Genomic DNA, 15,158 nt, shown 5'->3' with positions numbered 1-15,158 from the left:
AATAAGAGGTGTCATTATGAAAATCGGGGTTATTATGGGTGGTATTTCTTCTGAGCGTGAGATCTCCTTGCAGACTGGTCGTGAGATGATCCGCCATCTTGACCGCAATCGCTATGAACCGGTTCCGATTGTCATCGATCAGCGGGCGGATTTAATCACACAGGTGCGGCAGGCAGGTATCGATCTTGCACTCTTAGCGCTGCATGGTCAATATGGCGAGGATGGCACAGTGCAGGGAGCACTAGAAACCCTTGGCATTCCTTATACAGGCAGCGGGGTCCTGGCAAGCAGCCTCTGCATGAATAAGCAGCTGTCCAAGATGATCTTACAGGCAGCGGGTGTGCATACACCCGAAGGTCTTTGCTGGCAGGGAATGAGTGATTACAATCCGAAGGCGGTGCAGCAGCTTGGTTATCCGGTTATTGTGAAGCCGAATACAGGGGGATCAAGCATTGGTATCCAGCTTGTGCATCATGAGAAGGAGCTGCTGCCAGCTGTCCAAGGCGCTTTCAGTCTGGATCGGGTCATCTTGATTGAGCCCTATCTCAATGGGGTAGAGCTTACCTGCTCGATTGTGGACGGTGAACTACTACCTATTATGGGCATCCAATCTTCTCACTCAGAGTGGTTCGATTACCAGTCGAAATATGAGGCCGGTGGTGCTGAAGAGACGGTGATTGAGCTTCCTCCAGCTGCCGGAGCGCGGGTGCGCGAGGCGGCGCTTGCCAGCTATCGTCTGCTGCAGTGCAAGGTCTATGCAAGGGTTGATATGATGCTGTATCAGGATATACCTTATGTGCTGGAAGTCAACACCCTGCCGGGAATGACCGTGAACAGCCTGCTTCCGAAGAGTGCGGCGGCGGCGGGAATGACCTTTACCCAGCTGCTTGACCGTATTATTGACTGCTCGCTCCACGAGAGGAAGCAGGAATGGAGGCTGGAGCAGCATGTATAATGATGAGAATACAGGGCGCTTTTTGTCGTCGTGTGTACGAGATATCCGGCCATCGGGAATTCGTGCTTTTTTTGATCTGAATGCCGCAGGTGAAGATATTATTGCCCTTGGAGTCGGAGAGCCAGATTTCGTTACTCCGGCGAGGGTCCGTGAAGCTTGCATTCAGGCATTGCGTGACGGGCAGACCAAATATACTTCAAATGCCGGCTTAATGGAGCTGCGGGAAGAGCTTTCGGCCTATCTCGCCAGCAGCTTCTCACTTTCCTACGACCCAGCGCAGGAAATCATGGTGACTGTGGGAAGCAGTGAAGCCGTGGACCTGGCACTGCGTGCCGTAATCAATGCGGGTGACGAGGTGCTGATTCCGGCACCAAGCTATATTGCGTACGAACCGATCACCCATTTGCATGGCGGCAGAATTGTCGAGGTAAAGACAAAGGCAGAGGAACAGTTTAAGCTGACCCCACAAAATTTAGAGGCGGTGATTTCCCCTCGTTCAAAAGTTTTGATGCTCAATTATCCGTGTAATCCGACCGGAGCAATTATGACGGAAGAGGATTGGCTTCCGATCACTCAGCTCATCTTAAAGCATGATTTGGTTGTCATATCGGATGAAGTGTACGCCGAGCTGACTTATGGCAGAAAGCATGTCAGCATTGCCTCCCTGCCGGGTATGAAGGAGCGCACGATTGTCATCAGCGGTTTTTCTAAAGCTTTTGCGATGACAGGCTGGCGGGTAGGTTATGCCTGTGGCCCACGTGACTTGATTGCCGGCATGTTGAAAATACATCAGTACACGGTGATGTGCGCGCCCACCCTTGCCCAGATCGCCGCGCTCGAAGCGCTGCGTCATGGCTTGGCTGTGAAGGATGAGATGATGGCAAGCTACAATGAGCGCCGCAAGCTGTTTGCAGCCGGTTTGAATTCAATCGGGCTGATCTGTCATGAACCTGAGGGCACATTCTATGCCTTTGCTTCAATTGCATCTACCGGTTTGTCATCTGAACAGTTCGCTCTTCAGCTGTTGACAGAAGCGAAGGTGGCGGTTGTGCCGGGACATGTATTCGGTTCGGGTGGAGAGGGCTTTATCCGCTGCTCCTATGCAACCTCTTCCGTTCATTTGGAGAAGGCGCTGGATCGGATGGAACGTTTTATGAAGGTGGCCAAATAGATTTTAGCTCAAGACAGAAAATGAAAATGAATAGATCTTTTTTGAAAACCGTGTTTAGCACGGTTTTTTTACTTTTTGGCTTGTGATCCGTGGATTAAATAAGCTAAATGTAAGATTACAAGTTATTCCATTAGAACGAGTGTTAAAATTGTAGAGACTAAAGCTAGGAATAACAAATTAATTAAATCTCATGGAGGATAAATTGTAATGATAGGCTCTAATTTTAACGTAGATAATATTCCAGCAATTTTGTGGGGGGACAAGTCGGATAAGTTATTTGTAGCGATTCATGGCAACATGTCAAATAAGTCAGATGACTCGATTGTTATTTTTGCAGAAGAAGCAACCGCAGCCGGTTATCAAGTGCTTAGTTTTGATTTACCCGAGCACGGTGACCGTAAGGGTGACAATTATCTGTGCAAGGTTCAAAACTGTGTCCAAGACCTTAATACAATGATGACCTATGCAAAATCGTTATCAAACAATATAAGTGTTTTTGCTTGTAGCATGGGAGCATATTTTAGCCTATTAGAATATAGCCATGAACCGTTGAAGCAGTGTTTGTTTCTCTCTCCTGTCGTAAATATGGAGCGTATTATAGATAATATGATGACATGGTTTAACATAAGTGAGACTCGATTAAAAATAGAGAAAGAAATTTCTACGCCTATTGGAGAAACTCTCTATTGGGATTACTATTGTTATGTAAAAGAACACCCTATCGTTGCTTGGAATCACCCAACATCAATTCTCTATGGTTCAGCAGACAACTTATGTGAAGCTGACGTTGTATATAAATTTAGTGAACGTTTTAACTGTAATTTGCAAGTAATGAAGAATGGAGAACACTATTTCCACACTGAAGAACAACTGCAGTATTTCAGACAATGGCTGAAAAAACATATACTTTGAATGCTTCCGGAGTGACACGTTCCCAGACTAAAAAAGTTGTTGATCTTGTAACTGGTGAGGGTAACCGGCACACAGCTACCTTACACCGAAAAGACTTTTCTTTGTACGTTTTCGAGAAGTTTGCATTCGGCGCTTTCAACGGATGTCTGTTCCTTAGCGCAATCCGAAATACGAGGTCAAAGTCGAGTCAATGCCTGCGAACTATGATCTAACACAGCTTAAAACTAAGGGAAAGAGGAACTGAATGAGTTCGGAAAAGTATCCGGTTTTAGTGGTGAGCTTGTTGAGCATCCCCTTCGTTCTGCGGGGATCTACCTTCAAACCTCGGGTGAAAAAGGGATCGGCAATTATATCGTGTGGAAGTAAGAAACAGGTGACGCTTTCCTGTTCCTTCTTCACAATCCTAAAGGTGAGGAGGCTTCGGACTTTGCGGGCCAGTCCTCGTATCGTTATCTACGGTGCAACGTGATTCATAGCTAGTCCAATTTTTTACACATGTTGTACCAAATCTCTCCACCATGCTCCGAGCCAGAGATGCCGTAATTGAGGTAACCATGGCTTTCATAAAAGCCAATTAGGTTCTCTTTACAGGTAAGAGTAATCGTTTCACGATGGTTCTTACTTGATTCCCTTTCCAAATGCATCAGCAGCTTGGATGCCAAGCCGCGCTTTTGAAAATGTGGATGCACCGCTAATCCCAAAATGCTCTGATGCCCGCCGGATGGCGGGTTTTTCTTTATGTTATTGAAAAGGTCATCAGTTATGAATGCTGTTTCGATGACCGGCCCATTGATTAATCCTGCGATTTCTTTGTGCTCTTCAATGACATAAAAAGTATCAGGGATAAGACGTATCCGCTGTTCAAAAGCTTCCGGTGTTGCAGCCTCTTCTTTTGAGAAACAAAGCTGTTCTATGGCTGCAAGTTGGGGCAAATCCTCGATCCTTGCATTTCGTATTTTTAACATAAAATAAGAACCAACTTTCTTTTTTATTAAAATATAACAAACTTTAAGCCGCCAGACTCGGCTTCTTTGTTTTAATGATACATATTTTTTCCTATAGTGCGGACAAAATTTAGTGATTTATGAAACCCCATGGGCATTTAGTGGACGAACAGTGTAGCGCCTCTGTTTTTGGCTGTGGGTTGTACAAGCCCCAAAAAGCGATCTTGACAAGATTGAACAATAATAGTTATTATGGACTCATGATATCCATATATTGATTTTATAGTTTTATGTTCTCACAGTCAGGTAGCTGGAGTGAATTGTAGTCACAAGAGACCGTAATTAAGGAGGGGTTAGGAAAATGCATAATTTGGAAAATTTTGGAGGTCATGAAGAAATCATTGATGTGGCAGTGATAGGCGCAGGCGCTGCAGGATTAAGCGCAGCATTATTTCTCACTCGTGCCTGCAGTCGAACTGTCATATATGACGGGGGCCCAACTCGAATTTCGACAATCGGTAAGATTCATGAATTCCTAGGACATGAAGGAATTACACCAGCAGAATTTCAAGCTCGTGGGCGCTCTGAGGTCGAAAGCTACGGTGGTGAATTTCGCAGCGAGGCTGTATTGAAGATTGAACCAAGATCCGATGGGCTCTTTGATGTCTTGGGCAGCCAGACCCAAATAACAGCTCGAGCAATAGTGCTGGCGACAGGCTTAGTCGACGTGCTCCCTCCTGTGTTAGGTCTGAGAGAGGGGTTGGGCAAAGATGTTCATCTGTGCCCATGCTTCAGCGGTTATGAAGTTCGTGACAAAGCTTTTGTAGCCTTTGGACTACCGGAGCGCCTAGCTCAGTTTAGCAAATTCCTTACAGCGTGGTCGTCTTCTGTAACTGTTGTAACCCCGTACGAATTCGATCCAGAGACTCGCAAGCGACTTCGCGCGTTTGGTGTGATTACGGTTCAAGATGAGGTGGCGTCCCTGAAACGGGAAGCGGACCAACTTGTCTCTGTCCTCACAGCAAGTGGTATGGAACTGCCATGTGAAGCGGCTTTTGTCGCCGCTCCCTTCAAGGCTGCGTCGGATCTCGCAGCATCCCTCTGTGAAGTGGATGAGGCTGGTTTTGCGGTTACCGATGCTAATGGTAGTACGAGCCGGCCTGGAGTATGGGCAATTGGAAATGCCACAGATAAGCTCAGTCATCTTGCTCATTCAGTAGCCGCGGGTGCTAATGTTGGACCTTGGATCGTTGACTATTTGCTTGAATCGTCCTTATCTTCGAAATAAATGGATTGGATTCAGCCAATTGTGGCGCGAACAATGGAGCGATAGGGATTGAGTCAACTATCAATAAGATGGATGGAAATATAAATGGAATAAAGACTTGTACTATTATATGTAAAAGGAGCAGGGCTGCTCATTGCTAGAGGCCTTGCTCCTTATTTATATATCGCCAGATGATAAATTGACACTTTATAACTGATCCTATTATAGTTCGGGTTATCAGAATTTTTAATATAGTTACAAGGGTACCCTAACAATCACAATAACATTAAACGACTTTGTTATTATAATTATCTGTTTTGTTAGCTTATTGATTGCTATGAGAGGCTAAATTTGCAATAATAAGAGCAGTAATTATAGAGTGGATCGAAAATAAAAGAATAGGTGATCGGATGAAAAGCAAAGTTACTGTCCAGGAGATTGCGGATTTTGTAGGGGTATCCAAATTTGCTGTCTCCCGTGCGCTTGCCGGAAAATCCGGGGTCAGTGACAAGACCAGAGAGACCATACTAAAGGCGGCGAACGAGCTTGGATATTTCAAGCAAGAATCTAAGCGGGGCAGGCAGGAGCATAGAGTAGAGCAAGAACGAAGATGGAAAGGGAATATTATAGTGTTATTCCCCAACATTCGGTATCAGAACCGGGACTCTCTGTACTGGGGGCCAATTTTTGATGGCGTCTCCGCAAGACTGAATGAACAAGAGATCGATATTATTACCTTAACCGAACCCTCGACTGAGGATATCTTCACATTGATTAATCCGGAAGCTGTGAGCGGGATTATTACTGTGGGAAGCGTTTCCTCCTCCATTCTGGCAGAGATTGACCGCCTAAGCATTCCCGTGGTCATGATTGACCATATGGACCCGGTCTTGAAATGTGATATGGTCTTCACCGACAACTTTATGACCATGACTGAAATGATGACCTATCTAGTATCCAGGGAGTATAAGAGCTTTCAGTTCGTTGGTAGTCCCAGCTATGCTCCCAGCTTCCGTGAACGATGGACAGCCTATCGCGCCTTCTTGAGCGAGAAGGGTCTTGAGGACACCCAGGTTCAAGGCCTGATATCTCCGGCAAGGGAAGAAATATCGAGGACGATTATGGAGATGAACCCCCGGGATCTCCCTGAGGTGTTCGTATGTGCAAACGACAAAATGGCCTCGTTCGCAGTTGAGGCTCTGACCGCAAAAGGGATTAAAATTCCTGAGCGTTGTGTGGTAACAGGTTTTGATCATATCAATGTGGAGCTTCCTCTTCTGGCAACAGCTCACGTCAATAAAGAGCGGCTTGGAATACGTGCCGTTGATCAGATTCTATGGCGGGTAGAACATCCGGACTTTGCCTATGAGCGCAAGATGGTGTCGGCTGATCTAATTGTTAATGAAGAATATGGCCGGAAACAGTAGATAGTAAAGTCATCATGTTAAAAGCCGAGACCATCCAACTCAGACACATCGAAAAAAGAAACGCAAGGGAAGAGACAGCTTTTCCACCGGGAAAGGCTGTCTTTCTTTATGGATTCTATTGTCGTAGCAAAACCTAACAAACGATAACAAAACAAAAAAATATCAAATAATCATAACTTGTTATTGTAATAACCCCTAACAAATGATACATTCGTTATGTGATTGTTTGTAATTCAACAAAACATAAGTGCGATCCAATTGGGACCATAACTTCATAGGAGTCGGGATGGACCCGCACAAGGGAGGGAATTATGAAAGCGGTTTTTTTAAAGGAATGGAGATTTAGAGCTTGTGATGAGGAAGAATGGCATCCTGCGGTAGTGCCTGGTTGTGTTCATACAGATTTGTTCCGGAACGGGTTAATTCCTGATCCCTTCTATGGAACGAATGAGCATAATTTGCAGTGGGTTGATAAAAAGGACTGGGAGTATCAGTCCGAATTTGAAGTAGACCTGGAATTGATTCAGCTGTCCCGTATTGATTTGGTATTTGAGGGTCTTGATACTTATGCTGATGTTTATTTGAATGAGCAGCCTATTCTCTCGGCGGATAATATGTTCCGCACTTGGAAGGTGGATGTGAAAGAGCAGCTAAAGTCCGGGCCCAATACGCTTCGTGTCCGCTTTCGCTCCCCGATTCTTGAGGATCTCCCTAAGCTTGAGCAGCTTGGTTACGCCCTTCCAGCTACGAATGACCAGTCTGAGCTTGGGGGTCTCGGTGATAAGAAGGTTAGTATTTTTGCCCGGAAGGCGCCATACCATTATGGCTGGGATTGGGGCCCGCGCTTTGTAACCAGCGGAATCTGGCGTGAGGTCCGCCTCGAAGGATGGTCACAGCTTCAAATTACGGACTTATATATTCGTCAGGATGAAGTCACCGCTGAAGCGGCCAAACTAACTGTTATGACTGAAGTTAACGCGGAAGCGGAATGGACCGGGGCCCTTCGCATTACAGCTGGAGATGAGCAGTGGGAACAGCAGGTTGAAGTAAAGGCTGGACAGACAGAACTCCATATAAATATAGAAATAAAGAACCCTTCCTTGTGGTGGTGCCAAGGTTTAGGAGAAGCAAATATGTACGCTTTTAAAGCGGAGCTGCTGTCCGATGAAACCCCTATTGCTGAGCGCAGCGTCAGAACTGGGCTGAGGGATATACAGCTAATTCGGGAGAAAGATGAGGCAGGCGTGTCTTTCTACTTCAAGCTAAATGGAACACCGGTTTATGCCAAGGGAGCGAACCATATTCCGAATGACAGTTTTACAACAGAGGTTACCCGTGAACGGTATTTGCATGAAATTGTGACCGCTGTAGAATCAAATATGAACATGCTTCGTGTTTGGGGCGGCGGCATTTATGAAGAGGATGTCTTCTATGACCTCTGTGACGAATATGGTCTTCTGGTGTGGCAGGATTTCATGTTCGCCTGCAGCATGTATCCGGGAGATGAGGCGTTTTTAAACAGCGTGGGTGCTGAGGCGAGAGATAACGTGAAGCGGCTTCGCAATCACCCTTCGATTGCATTATGGTGCGGCAATAACGAGATTGATTCGGCTTGGGCTCACTATGTGGAAGATGCGGGCTGGGGTTGGAAGAAGGACTACAGTCAAGAGATTCGCGAGAAGCTGTGGGCAGATTACCAAGCTATTTTCCATAAACTGCTGCCTGAGGTTGTCTCTGAATTGTCCCCGGATATAACGTACTGGCCATCTTCGCCACTCCGCAACCTCACTGGAGATCAGGAACAGCATGCTTACAAAACAACGGGGGATGGGGACGTTCATTATTGGGGCGTGTGGCATGCAATTGAACCGTTCGAGAACTATAACAAGAACGTAGGGCGCTTCATGAGTGAGTATGGATTCCAATCCTTCCCCGAACTAAAGTCGGTTCTTGAATATGCACCGGAAGAGGCGCTGGAGTTGGAATCCGAGATCATGCTGGCCCATCAGAAGAATGGGCGCGGAAATCAGTTGATCAAGGAATACATGGACATGTATTTACCCGAGCCGAAAGACTTCAAATCATTCCTCTACATGAGTCAGGTTCTTCAGGCAGAGGCAATTACGATGGCCATTGAGGCTCACCGCCGCAGCAAGCCTTACTGCATGGGTACGCTGTACTGGCAGATGAATGATTGCTGGCCAGTTGCTTCATGGGCGGGCATGGATTATCAAGGACGATGGAAGGCTCTGCAATATGCGGTAAAAAGAAGCTTCGCTCCCGTTCTGCTGACGGTTCAATCCACAAAGGATACCATCACCGTTCATGCTGTCTCCGATCTCGGAACAGTGGTTCAGGCTGAGCTTGTTACCGAGCTCCACTTAAATGTAGGCGGGCGGGCTGTCTTAAATTCATATTCAGTTACTTTGGCTGCGGGGGAGTCTGCTGAGATTCTCAGCATCCCGAGATCAGATCTGCTCGGAGCGCATGATCCTCAGCAAGTGGTGTTGACGGCAAGTCTGAAGATAGGCGAAGACATCATCGCTACAAGGCAGCATTATCTGGTGCCAGAGAGAGAGCTTAGGCTCTCTAAACCTAAAATAACCCTAACTGAAAGCCAAGGTCAGAATGGTGTTCCCGTGTACACCCTCGAGACAGATGCTTTGGCTAGGCAAGTATGGTTGTCCACACAAGAAGAAGGCGTATTCTCCGACAATTTCTTCGATCTGATTCCAGGGCAGCCAAGGACTGTGGAATTTAAGCTCCGCAAGCCGGGAGTGGGCAGCTTCGTACCAGCCGCGGCAGGCGTCGTAGAAATACGGTCAATGGCTGATTTTGTGGATGAGGAGTCATTGGTACAATGTATTCAAGCAGATTCTGCCAAGTAGATTTTCTGGCCATGTTATATCATTGTTGAACAGATCAACTCATTCCCTGGGCTATTCCTAGGGGATGAGTTTTTTGTTATGGTAGTTTAAAGTGATTAAAGAAAAAGCGGACTCTTTTTACTTTATTTTTAGATCAAGGAGGGGGAAATCATGACAGAGACGTATGTATCCCCTCATAGCACATGCACAACAAAGTGCCGCACTGTGGTTTGCTTTTTTGCCGGGGTGCTGACGTATCGGGATAATTTCGAAGATGCTGCCTATGAGATCGCCCAAAGATATCAGAATGCTAAAATTGTAATGATCTTTCCCTACGGTGCAGCAAAAAGCACTTCAAGTTCCTCGTTAATGCGTCTGTTAGCCCGGCAGCTTCCACAAGCCAGCTACGACCTGGTACGTGGCCGCTCCCGTCGGGTAATAAATGCAGCACAAATCATCCGCGAGCATGCATCTGCTGCGGATCAGCTAATCCTTATCGGGCACAGCGCCGGAGGTGTTATCGCCTACCGGACAGGGCTTTGCTTGGAGGAAAAATACGGCTTTCAGCATATTCAGGTGTTCGCGGTGGGGAGTCCAAAGTTTTATTTGAAGGATATCCCTTATAACGAGAGGTTTACCTATCTAATTGGCCAACAACCAGACAGGGTTACTCAAATTGGAAGTTGGCAGAAACCTGGTTCTCGCGTATATCGGGGAAGGCCTGGACGTGAAGTTCAATTGGACTTTAATCCTGATCATCAGGGATGGCGGTTTCATGCTTCCTATTTTCTGAAATCGGTATGGACGGACTCGAACCAAGTGTTTCATGCCAACTCAGAAAACCTGATTTCTAAAATTCATGAACTGTGCCCGTTACGTGATAGTCCAACTGGCATCTAGTGATCCACTCCCGTGAGCACGTTTGGTTAAAGTGCCTATAATGTATGGGCATCTTCATGTTTAAGGCGTAAATCAAGGATGGAGAGCTTTTCCAAGGAACTTATGGATATACTGTAAGCCAATTTGAATGACGGGTTGTCGGGTGGGAACGCTAAGCTCCTTTGGGGTGTAGCGTTCTTTTTTTGCGTTTCGGTGTAGAAATCGGGAAGAGGGAGGGGGGCCGGATATTTGGGGTTGTTAATAATGAATGAACGAGGTAAGGGGGACAGCTGATTCATAATCTAATGTAAGAAAATATAACATAAATTAAAATGTTGCATGTTTAATAATTACTTTTTTAACCAGTTGTCAATTCGTTTTGATTTCGCTTACACATAATTAATCACGAACTTTAATTTATAATTTAGATTTTAACGTTCGTATTTAATTGAATTTAGTTAATTATTTTTAATTTATATTGAATTGATTATTGAAATAAGCGAAAGTTTAGTGTACTCTATTGATTAATTAATTCGTGTTATGTTAATTGACGCAATTCAAAAGATAATATGTGATTTGTTCGTTTTAGCATTATTTATGTTAGTTTATATTACATCAAAGTGCATCTAAATTGGGAGTGTGGAGCGCAATGAAAAAGAAGATCGTTCTGGTGGGAAATGGAATGGCTGGCGTCAGTTGTATTGAGCAATTGCTTAAAATAGCACCGAACCGATACGAAATTACGATTTTTGGCAGCGAGCATCACCCGAACTATAACCGTATTTTGCTCTCTTCCGTGCTTGCCGGAGATGCCGACATGAAGGACATTGTCATCAACGACTGGTCGTGGTATGAAGACAATCACATTACGCTGCATGCTGGTCACACCGTGAATAAAATCGATACGGACCGCAAGCTGGTCAGCACGGACGGAGGCATTAGCGAGCCTTATGACGAGCTGATCCTCGCAACCGGATCGCTTCCTTTTATGCTTCCTCTCCCGGGAGCGCACAAAGAAGGTGTCATCGCCTTCCGTGACATCAAAGATTGCGAAACGATGATCCAAACCGCAAAAAACTATAAAAAGGCAGTCGTCATCGGCGGTGGTCTGCTCGGACTGGAAGCCGCGCGCGGCCTGCTAAATCTGAACATGGAAGTATCCGTTGTTCATATCAACGAATATTTGATGGAACGCCAGCTGGACCGGACGGCGGCGCTGCTTTTGCAGCAAGAGCTGGAGCGTCAGGGTATGAAGTTCCTCTTGAAGAAGAATACCGAAGCGATTCTTGGAAAAAAACGCGTGAACGCCGTCCGGTTCACCGACGGCTCCGAGGTAGAGGCAGACCTCGTCGTCATGGCGGTCGGCATTCGCCCGAACATCGCACTGGCGAAGAGCAGCGGCATTGAGATCAACCGCGGCATCGTTGTGAGCGATTTCCTCGAGACGAACGTGCCGAACGTATACTCGGTCGGCGAATGCGCCGAGCACCGCGGAGTCGCCTACGGTCTCGTCGCTCCGCTTTACGAGCAAGGCGCGGTGCTGGCGAAGCGGCTTGCCGGCGTGGAGACCGCCGGCTATCAAGGCTCTGTCGTGTCGACGAAGCTGAAAGTATCGGGCGTCGACGTGTTCTCCGCCGGGCAGTACGCCGACGGACCTGACACGCGTGCAGTGAAGGTGCAGGACGATTTCGAGGGCATATACAAGAAGGCCGTCATTAAGGACGGCAGGGTGATCGGTGCCGTATTGTTCGGAGACATCAGCGACGGCTCCCGCCTGTTTGCCATGATCCGAAACGGCGAGGATGTGTCCGGCAAGGAGAAGACAGTGCTCCTCGGCGAAGGTGGAGGCGGCAAAGCCAAGTCCGGCGTGGAGCTGGCCGCGGCGATGAGCGACGACGAGATCGTCTGCGGCTGTAACGGCGTATCCAAAGGCGCGATCGTACAGGCGATCAACGAGAAGGGCTGCTCGAGCGTGAACGATATCAAGGCGTGCACGAAGGCATCCGGCTCCTGTGGAGGCTGCAAGCCGCTAGTGGCCGACGTCCTGACTTACGTGCTGGGCGCAGACGGTGTCAAAACCGTCAAGGAAGGCATCTGCGGTTGCACGACGCTGAGCCGTGACGAAGTTGTTGAGGCGATCCGCAGCATGCACTTGACTACGTCCCGTGAAGTGATGAACGTGCTGGAATGGTCGAACCCGGAGGGATGTTCCAAATGCCGCCCGGCGCTGAACTACTACCTCGGCATGACATGGCCGGAGGAGCACGAGGACGAAAAAGAATCCCGATTTGTCAACGAGCGCAACCACGCAAACATTCAGAAGGACGGCACCTATTCGGTGGTTCCGAGAATGTACGGCGGCGTAACGACGCCGAAGGATTTGAAACGGATCGCCGAGATTGCTGAGAAATACGAGGTGCCGCTCGTGAAGGTGACAGGCGGTCAGCGGATCGACCTGCTCGGCGTGAAGAAAGAGGACCTGCCCGGCATGTGGGCTGACCTCGATATGCCGTCCGGGTACGCGTACGGCAAAGCTTTGCGCACGGTGAAGACGTGTGTCGGCTCGACGTTCTGCCGTTTCGGCACGCAGGATTCGATCGGCATGGGCATTCAGCTTGAGAAGAAGTTCGAGCGTCTGAACACGCCGGCCAAGGTGAAGATGGCCGTATCCGGCTGCCCGCGGAACTGTGCGGAAGCAACGATCAAGGACTTTGGCGTTGTGGCGATCGACGGTGGCTGGGAGCTGCACATCGGCGGCAACGGCGGCACGAAGCTGCGGGGCACGGATCTTTTGTGCAAGGTGAAGACGGAAGAAGAAGTATTGGAATGGTCCGCTGCTTACCTCCAGTACTACCGGGAGACGGGCAAATACAACGAGCGCACCTCGGAGTGGGTGGAGCGAGTTGGTCTCGACACGATCAAAGCGGCGCTGGAGAAGAGAGAAGACCGCGAAGCACTGGTGGAGCGCATTGAACATACGCTGAGCCTCATGAAGGATCCGTGGAAGGAAATCATTGAGGAACGCCAGCTGCGGGCGACCTTCGAGCCAATGGAACAAAAGACGACATAGTTGGTCTTGAAATAAATGTAAGCACGTTGATGAAATGAAAAAGAGAGGATGGCGCATATGAAACGGATCAGGATTGGGAACATTGCGGAAATCGCGGAAAAACGGGCTAGAGTCGTCCGAATCGGAGCACTCGAAATCGCTGTATTCAAGCTTTCGGACGGTGGAGTCAAGGCGATCGAAAACCGATGCCCGCATAAGGCGGGAAAGCTGTCAGAGGGCATTGTGTGTGACCACCATGTATTTTGTCCGCTGCACGATTGGAAAATCGACCTCAATGACGGTCTCGTTCAAGCGCCCGATGAAGGCTGTGTCGCCTCTTTTGCAGTGGAAGTGGAAGAGAAAAGTGGGGAGCTGTGGCTGCACATCGAGGAAGAGCGCATTCTGGCATCGTAAGATCCGTAGAAGGGTAGGGAAGTAACCGAATGGAACGATAGGAGCGGATAACCGATGAGACAGAACGGATCAGCGAACGCATTGACATTATCCACAATGGCTATGACCGCGTCGTTTGTTATTTGGAGTGTGTTTTCACCGATAGCCGGGCCCATTCAAGAGCTGTTTCAGATCACCAATATTGAAAAAAGCATCCTGATCGCCACACCGGTGCTGCTCGGCTCCATCATGCGCATCCCGATGGGCGTTTACACGGACCGGTACGGCGGACGGCGCATCTTTGCGCTGGCGATGCTGTTTCTCGTCCTGCCGCTGCTGCTTGCAGGGTGGACACAGTCTTATGGCGTGCTGCTGCTGTGCGCTTTGTTTATCGGCATGGCCGGCAGCACCTTCGCCGTATCGCTCGCTTACGTGTCGCGGTGGTTTCCGGCGGAGAGACAAGGTCTCGTCCTCGGGCTAGCCGGGCTTGGCAATTTAGGGGGTGCGTGCGCCAACGCTGTGGTTCCCGTTGTATACAACCGGTTCGGGCTGTCCTGGGTGTTCTGGGGACTGGCATTCATGATCGTGATCGTTACGATCATTTTCTGGATTGGTACGAAGGAGCTGCCGGCTCCGGCAAAGCCAAAGACGGTGCTGCAATCGATGGAGGTTTTGAAATATAAGCCGACGTGGTATTTATCCGTCTTTTATTTTCTGACGTTTGGCGGATTTGTCGCCTTCAGCAGCTATTTGCCCACGTTTTTGAAAGAACTGTTTCATTTGACAGCAACGGATGCCGGACTCAAGACGGCGGGCTTTGTTGTCATCGCCACGCTAATCCGGCCTTTTGGCGGCTACCTTGCTGACCGCTTCGGCTCGCAAAGAGTGCTTGCCGTCGTCTTCTCTGGTGTTGTGCTTTGCAGTCTCTGTATGACGGTAACGGTGGACAGTTTTGAGCTGTTCATCATGACGTGTATCGTGGTGTCCGCGCTTCTTGGGTTGGGGAACGGAGCTGTGTTTAAGATGGTTCCAGAGGTTTCGATCGGCAATACGGGTGCCGTGACGGGTATTGTCGGCGCCGCTGGCGGCGTCGGAGGTTTTTTTCCACCGATTGTACTCGGAATGATGAAGGATTGGTTTGGGTCTTACTCACTTGGCTTTGTGCTGCTCACGCTGTTCGCTTGCGTCTGTCTGTGGATGAATTATGCCGCGAAGCGGATGAGGCAGGTGAAGCAAGCGCCCGCTGCTTGACCAAGGCTCAAGATTATCAGCAATGTAGTAACTCCGGCTGGGG

General features: G+C 48.4%; 11 protein-coding genes. 10 read left to right on the top strand and 1 reads right to left on the bottom strand.

Annotated features, from left to right (window positions below; all coding sequences use genetic code 11):
* Positions 1 to 16 precede the first annotated feature (16 nt).
* From KJS63_RS17510 to KJS63_RS17500, 3 genes are all read left to right on the top strand, one after another.
* Positions 17 to 955, top strand: coding sequence for a D-alanine--D-alanine ligase (locus tag KJS63_RS17510; RefSeq protein WP_213620295.1), 939 nt, complete (start codon positions 17 to 19; stop codon positions 953 to 955).
* Positions 948 to 2,126: an aminotransferase class I/II-fold pyridoxal phosphate-dependent enzyme gene (locus KJS63_RS17505; protein WP_213620294.1), complete on the top strand. Its 1,179-nt coding sequence runs from the start codon at positions 948 to 950 to the stop codon at positions 2,124 to 2,126. Before KJS63_RS17510 ends, KJS63_RS17505 begins: the two co-directional genes overlap by 8 nt.
* Positions 2,127 to 2,333: 207 nt before the next feature.
* Positions 2,334 to 3,038, top strand: coding sequence for an alpha/beta hydrolase (locus KJS63_RS17500; protein ID WP_213620293.1), 705 nt, complete (start codon positions 2,334 to 2,336; stop codon positions 3,036 to 3,038).
* A 476-nt stretch (positions 3,039 to 3,514) separates the two neighbouring features.
* On the opposite strand, the gene KJS63_RS17495 is transcribed toward KJS63_RS17500, so the two are convergent.
* Complete coding sequence (locus KJS63_RS17495; protein WP_213620292.1) at positions 3,515 to 4,003, bottom strand: GNAT family N-acetyltransferase; 489 nt, start codon at positions 4,001 to 4,003, stop codon at positions 3,515 to 3,517.
* 385 nt (positions 4,004 to 4,388) lie between these two features.
* On the opposite strand from KJS63_RS17495, the gene KJS63_RS17490 reads away from it, so the two are divergent.
* The 7 genes from KJS63_RS17490 to KJS63_RS17460 all read left to right on the top strand — a co-directional run bounded on the left by KJS63_RS17490 (position 4,389) and on the right by KJS63_RS17460 (position 15,115).
* Complete coding sequence (locus KJS63_RS17490; protein WP_213620291.1) at positions 4,389 to 5,270, top strand: NAD(P)/FAD-dependent oxidoreductase; 882 nt, start codon at positions 4,389 to 4,391, stop codon at positions 5,268 to 5,270.
* Positions 5,271 to 5,659: 389 nt separating this feature from the next.
* Positions 5,660 to 6,676 carry a LacI family DNA-binding transcriptional regulator gene (locus KJS63_RS17485; RefSeq protein ID WP_213620290.1) on the top strand — a complete coding sequence of 339 codons (1,017 nt, stop codon included), beginning with the start codon at positions 5,660 to 5,662 and terminating at the stop codon, positions 6,674 to 6,676.
* A 311-nt stretch (positions 6,677 to 6,987) separates the two neighbouring features.
* On the top strand, positions 6,988 to 9,564 hold the full coding sequence (locus KJS63_RS17480; protein ID WP_213620289.1) for a beta-mannosidase: 2,577 nt from the start codon (positions 6,988 to 6,990) through the stop codon (positions 9,562 to 9,564).
* Positions 9,565 to 9,714: 150 nt separating this feature from the next.
* Complete coding sequence (locus KJS63_RS17475) at positions 9,715 to 10,443, top strand: alpha/beta hydrolase family protein (RefSeq protein ID WP_213620288.1); 729 nt, start codon at positions 9,715 to 9,717, stop codon at positions 10,441 to 10,443.
* A gap of 628 nt (positions 10,444 to 11,071) precedes the next feature.
* Positions 11,072 to 13,492, top strand: a complete 2,421-nt coding sequence (nirB, locus tag KJS63_RS17470) for a nitrite reductase large subunit NirB (protein WP_213620287.1) — start codon at positions 11,072 to 11,074, stop codon at positions 13,490 to 13,492.
* Positions 13,493 to 13,549: 57 nt separating this feature from the next.
* Positions 13,550 to 13,885 carry a nitrite reductase small subunit NirD gene (gene nirD, locus KJS63_RS17465; RefSeq protein WP_213620286.1) on the top strand — a complete coding sequence of 112 codons (336 nt, stop codon included), beginning with the start codon at positions 13,550 to 13,552 and terminating at the stop codon, positions 13,883 to 13,885.
* Between the two features lie 54 nt (positions 13,886 to 13,939).
* A complete protein-coding gene (locus tag KJS63_RS17460; protein WP_213620285.1) occupies positions 13,940 to 15,115 on the top strand; it encodes an MFS transporter in 1,176 nt (391 codons plus the stop codon).
* The last annotated feature ends 43 nt before the right edge of the window (positions 15,116 to 15,158 follow it).

This window comes from Paenibacillus sp. J22TS3 (assembly GCF_018403205.1).
Lineage (GTDB): Bacteria > Bacillota > Bacilli > Paenibacillales > Paenibacillaceae > Fontibacillus > Fontibacillus tuaregi.
The sequence above is the reverse complement of the archived record's forward strand: the minus strand, read 5'-3'. Positions and strand labels throughout refer to the sequence as shown.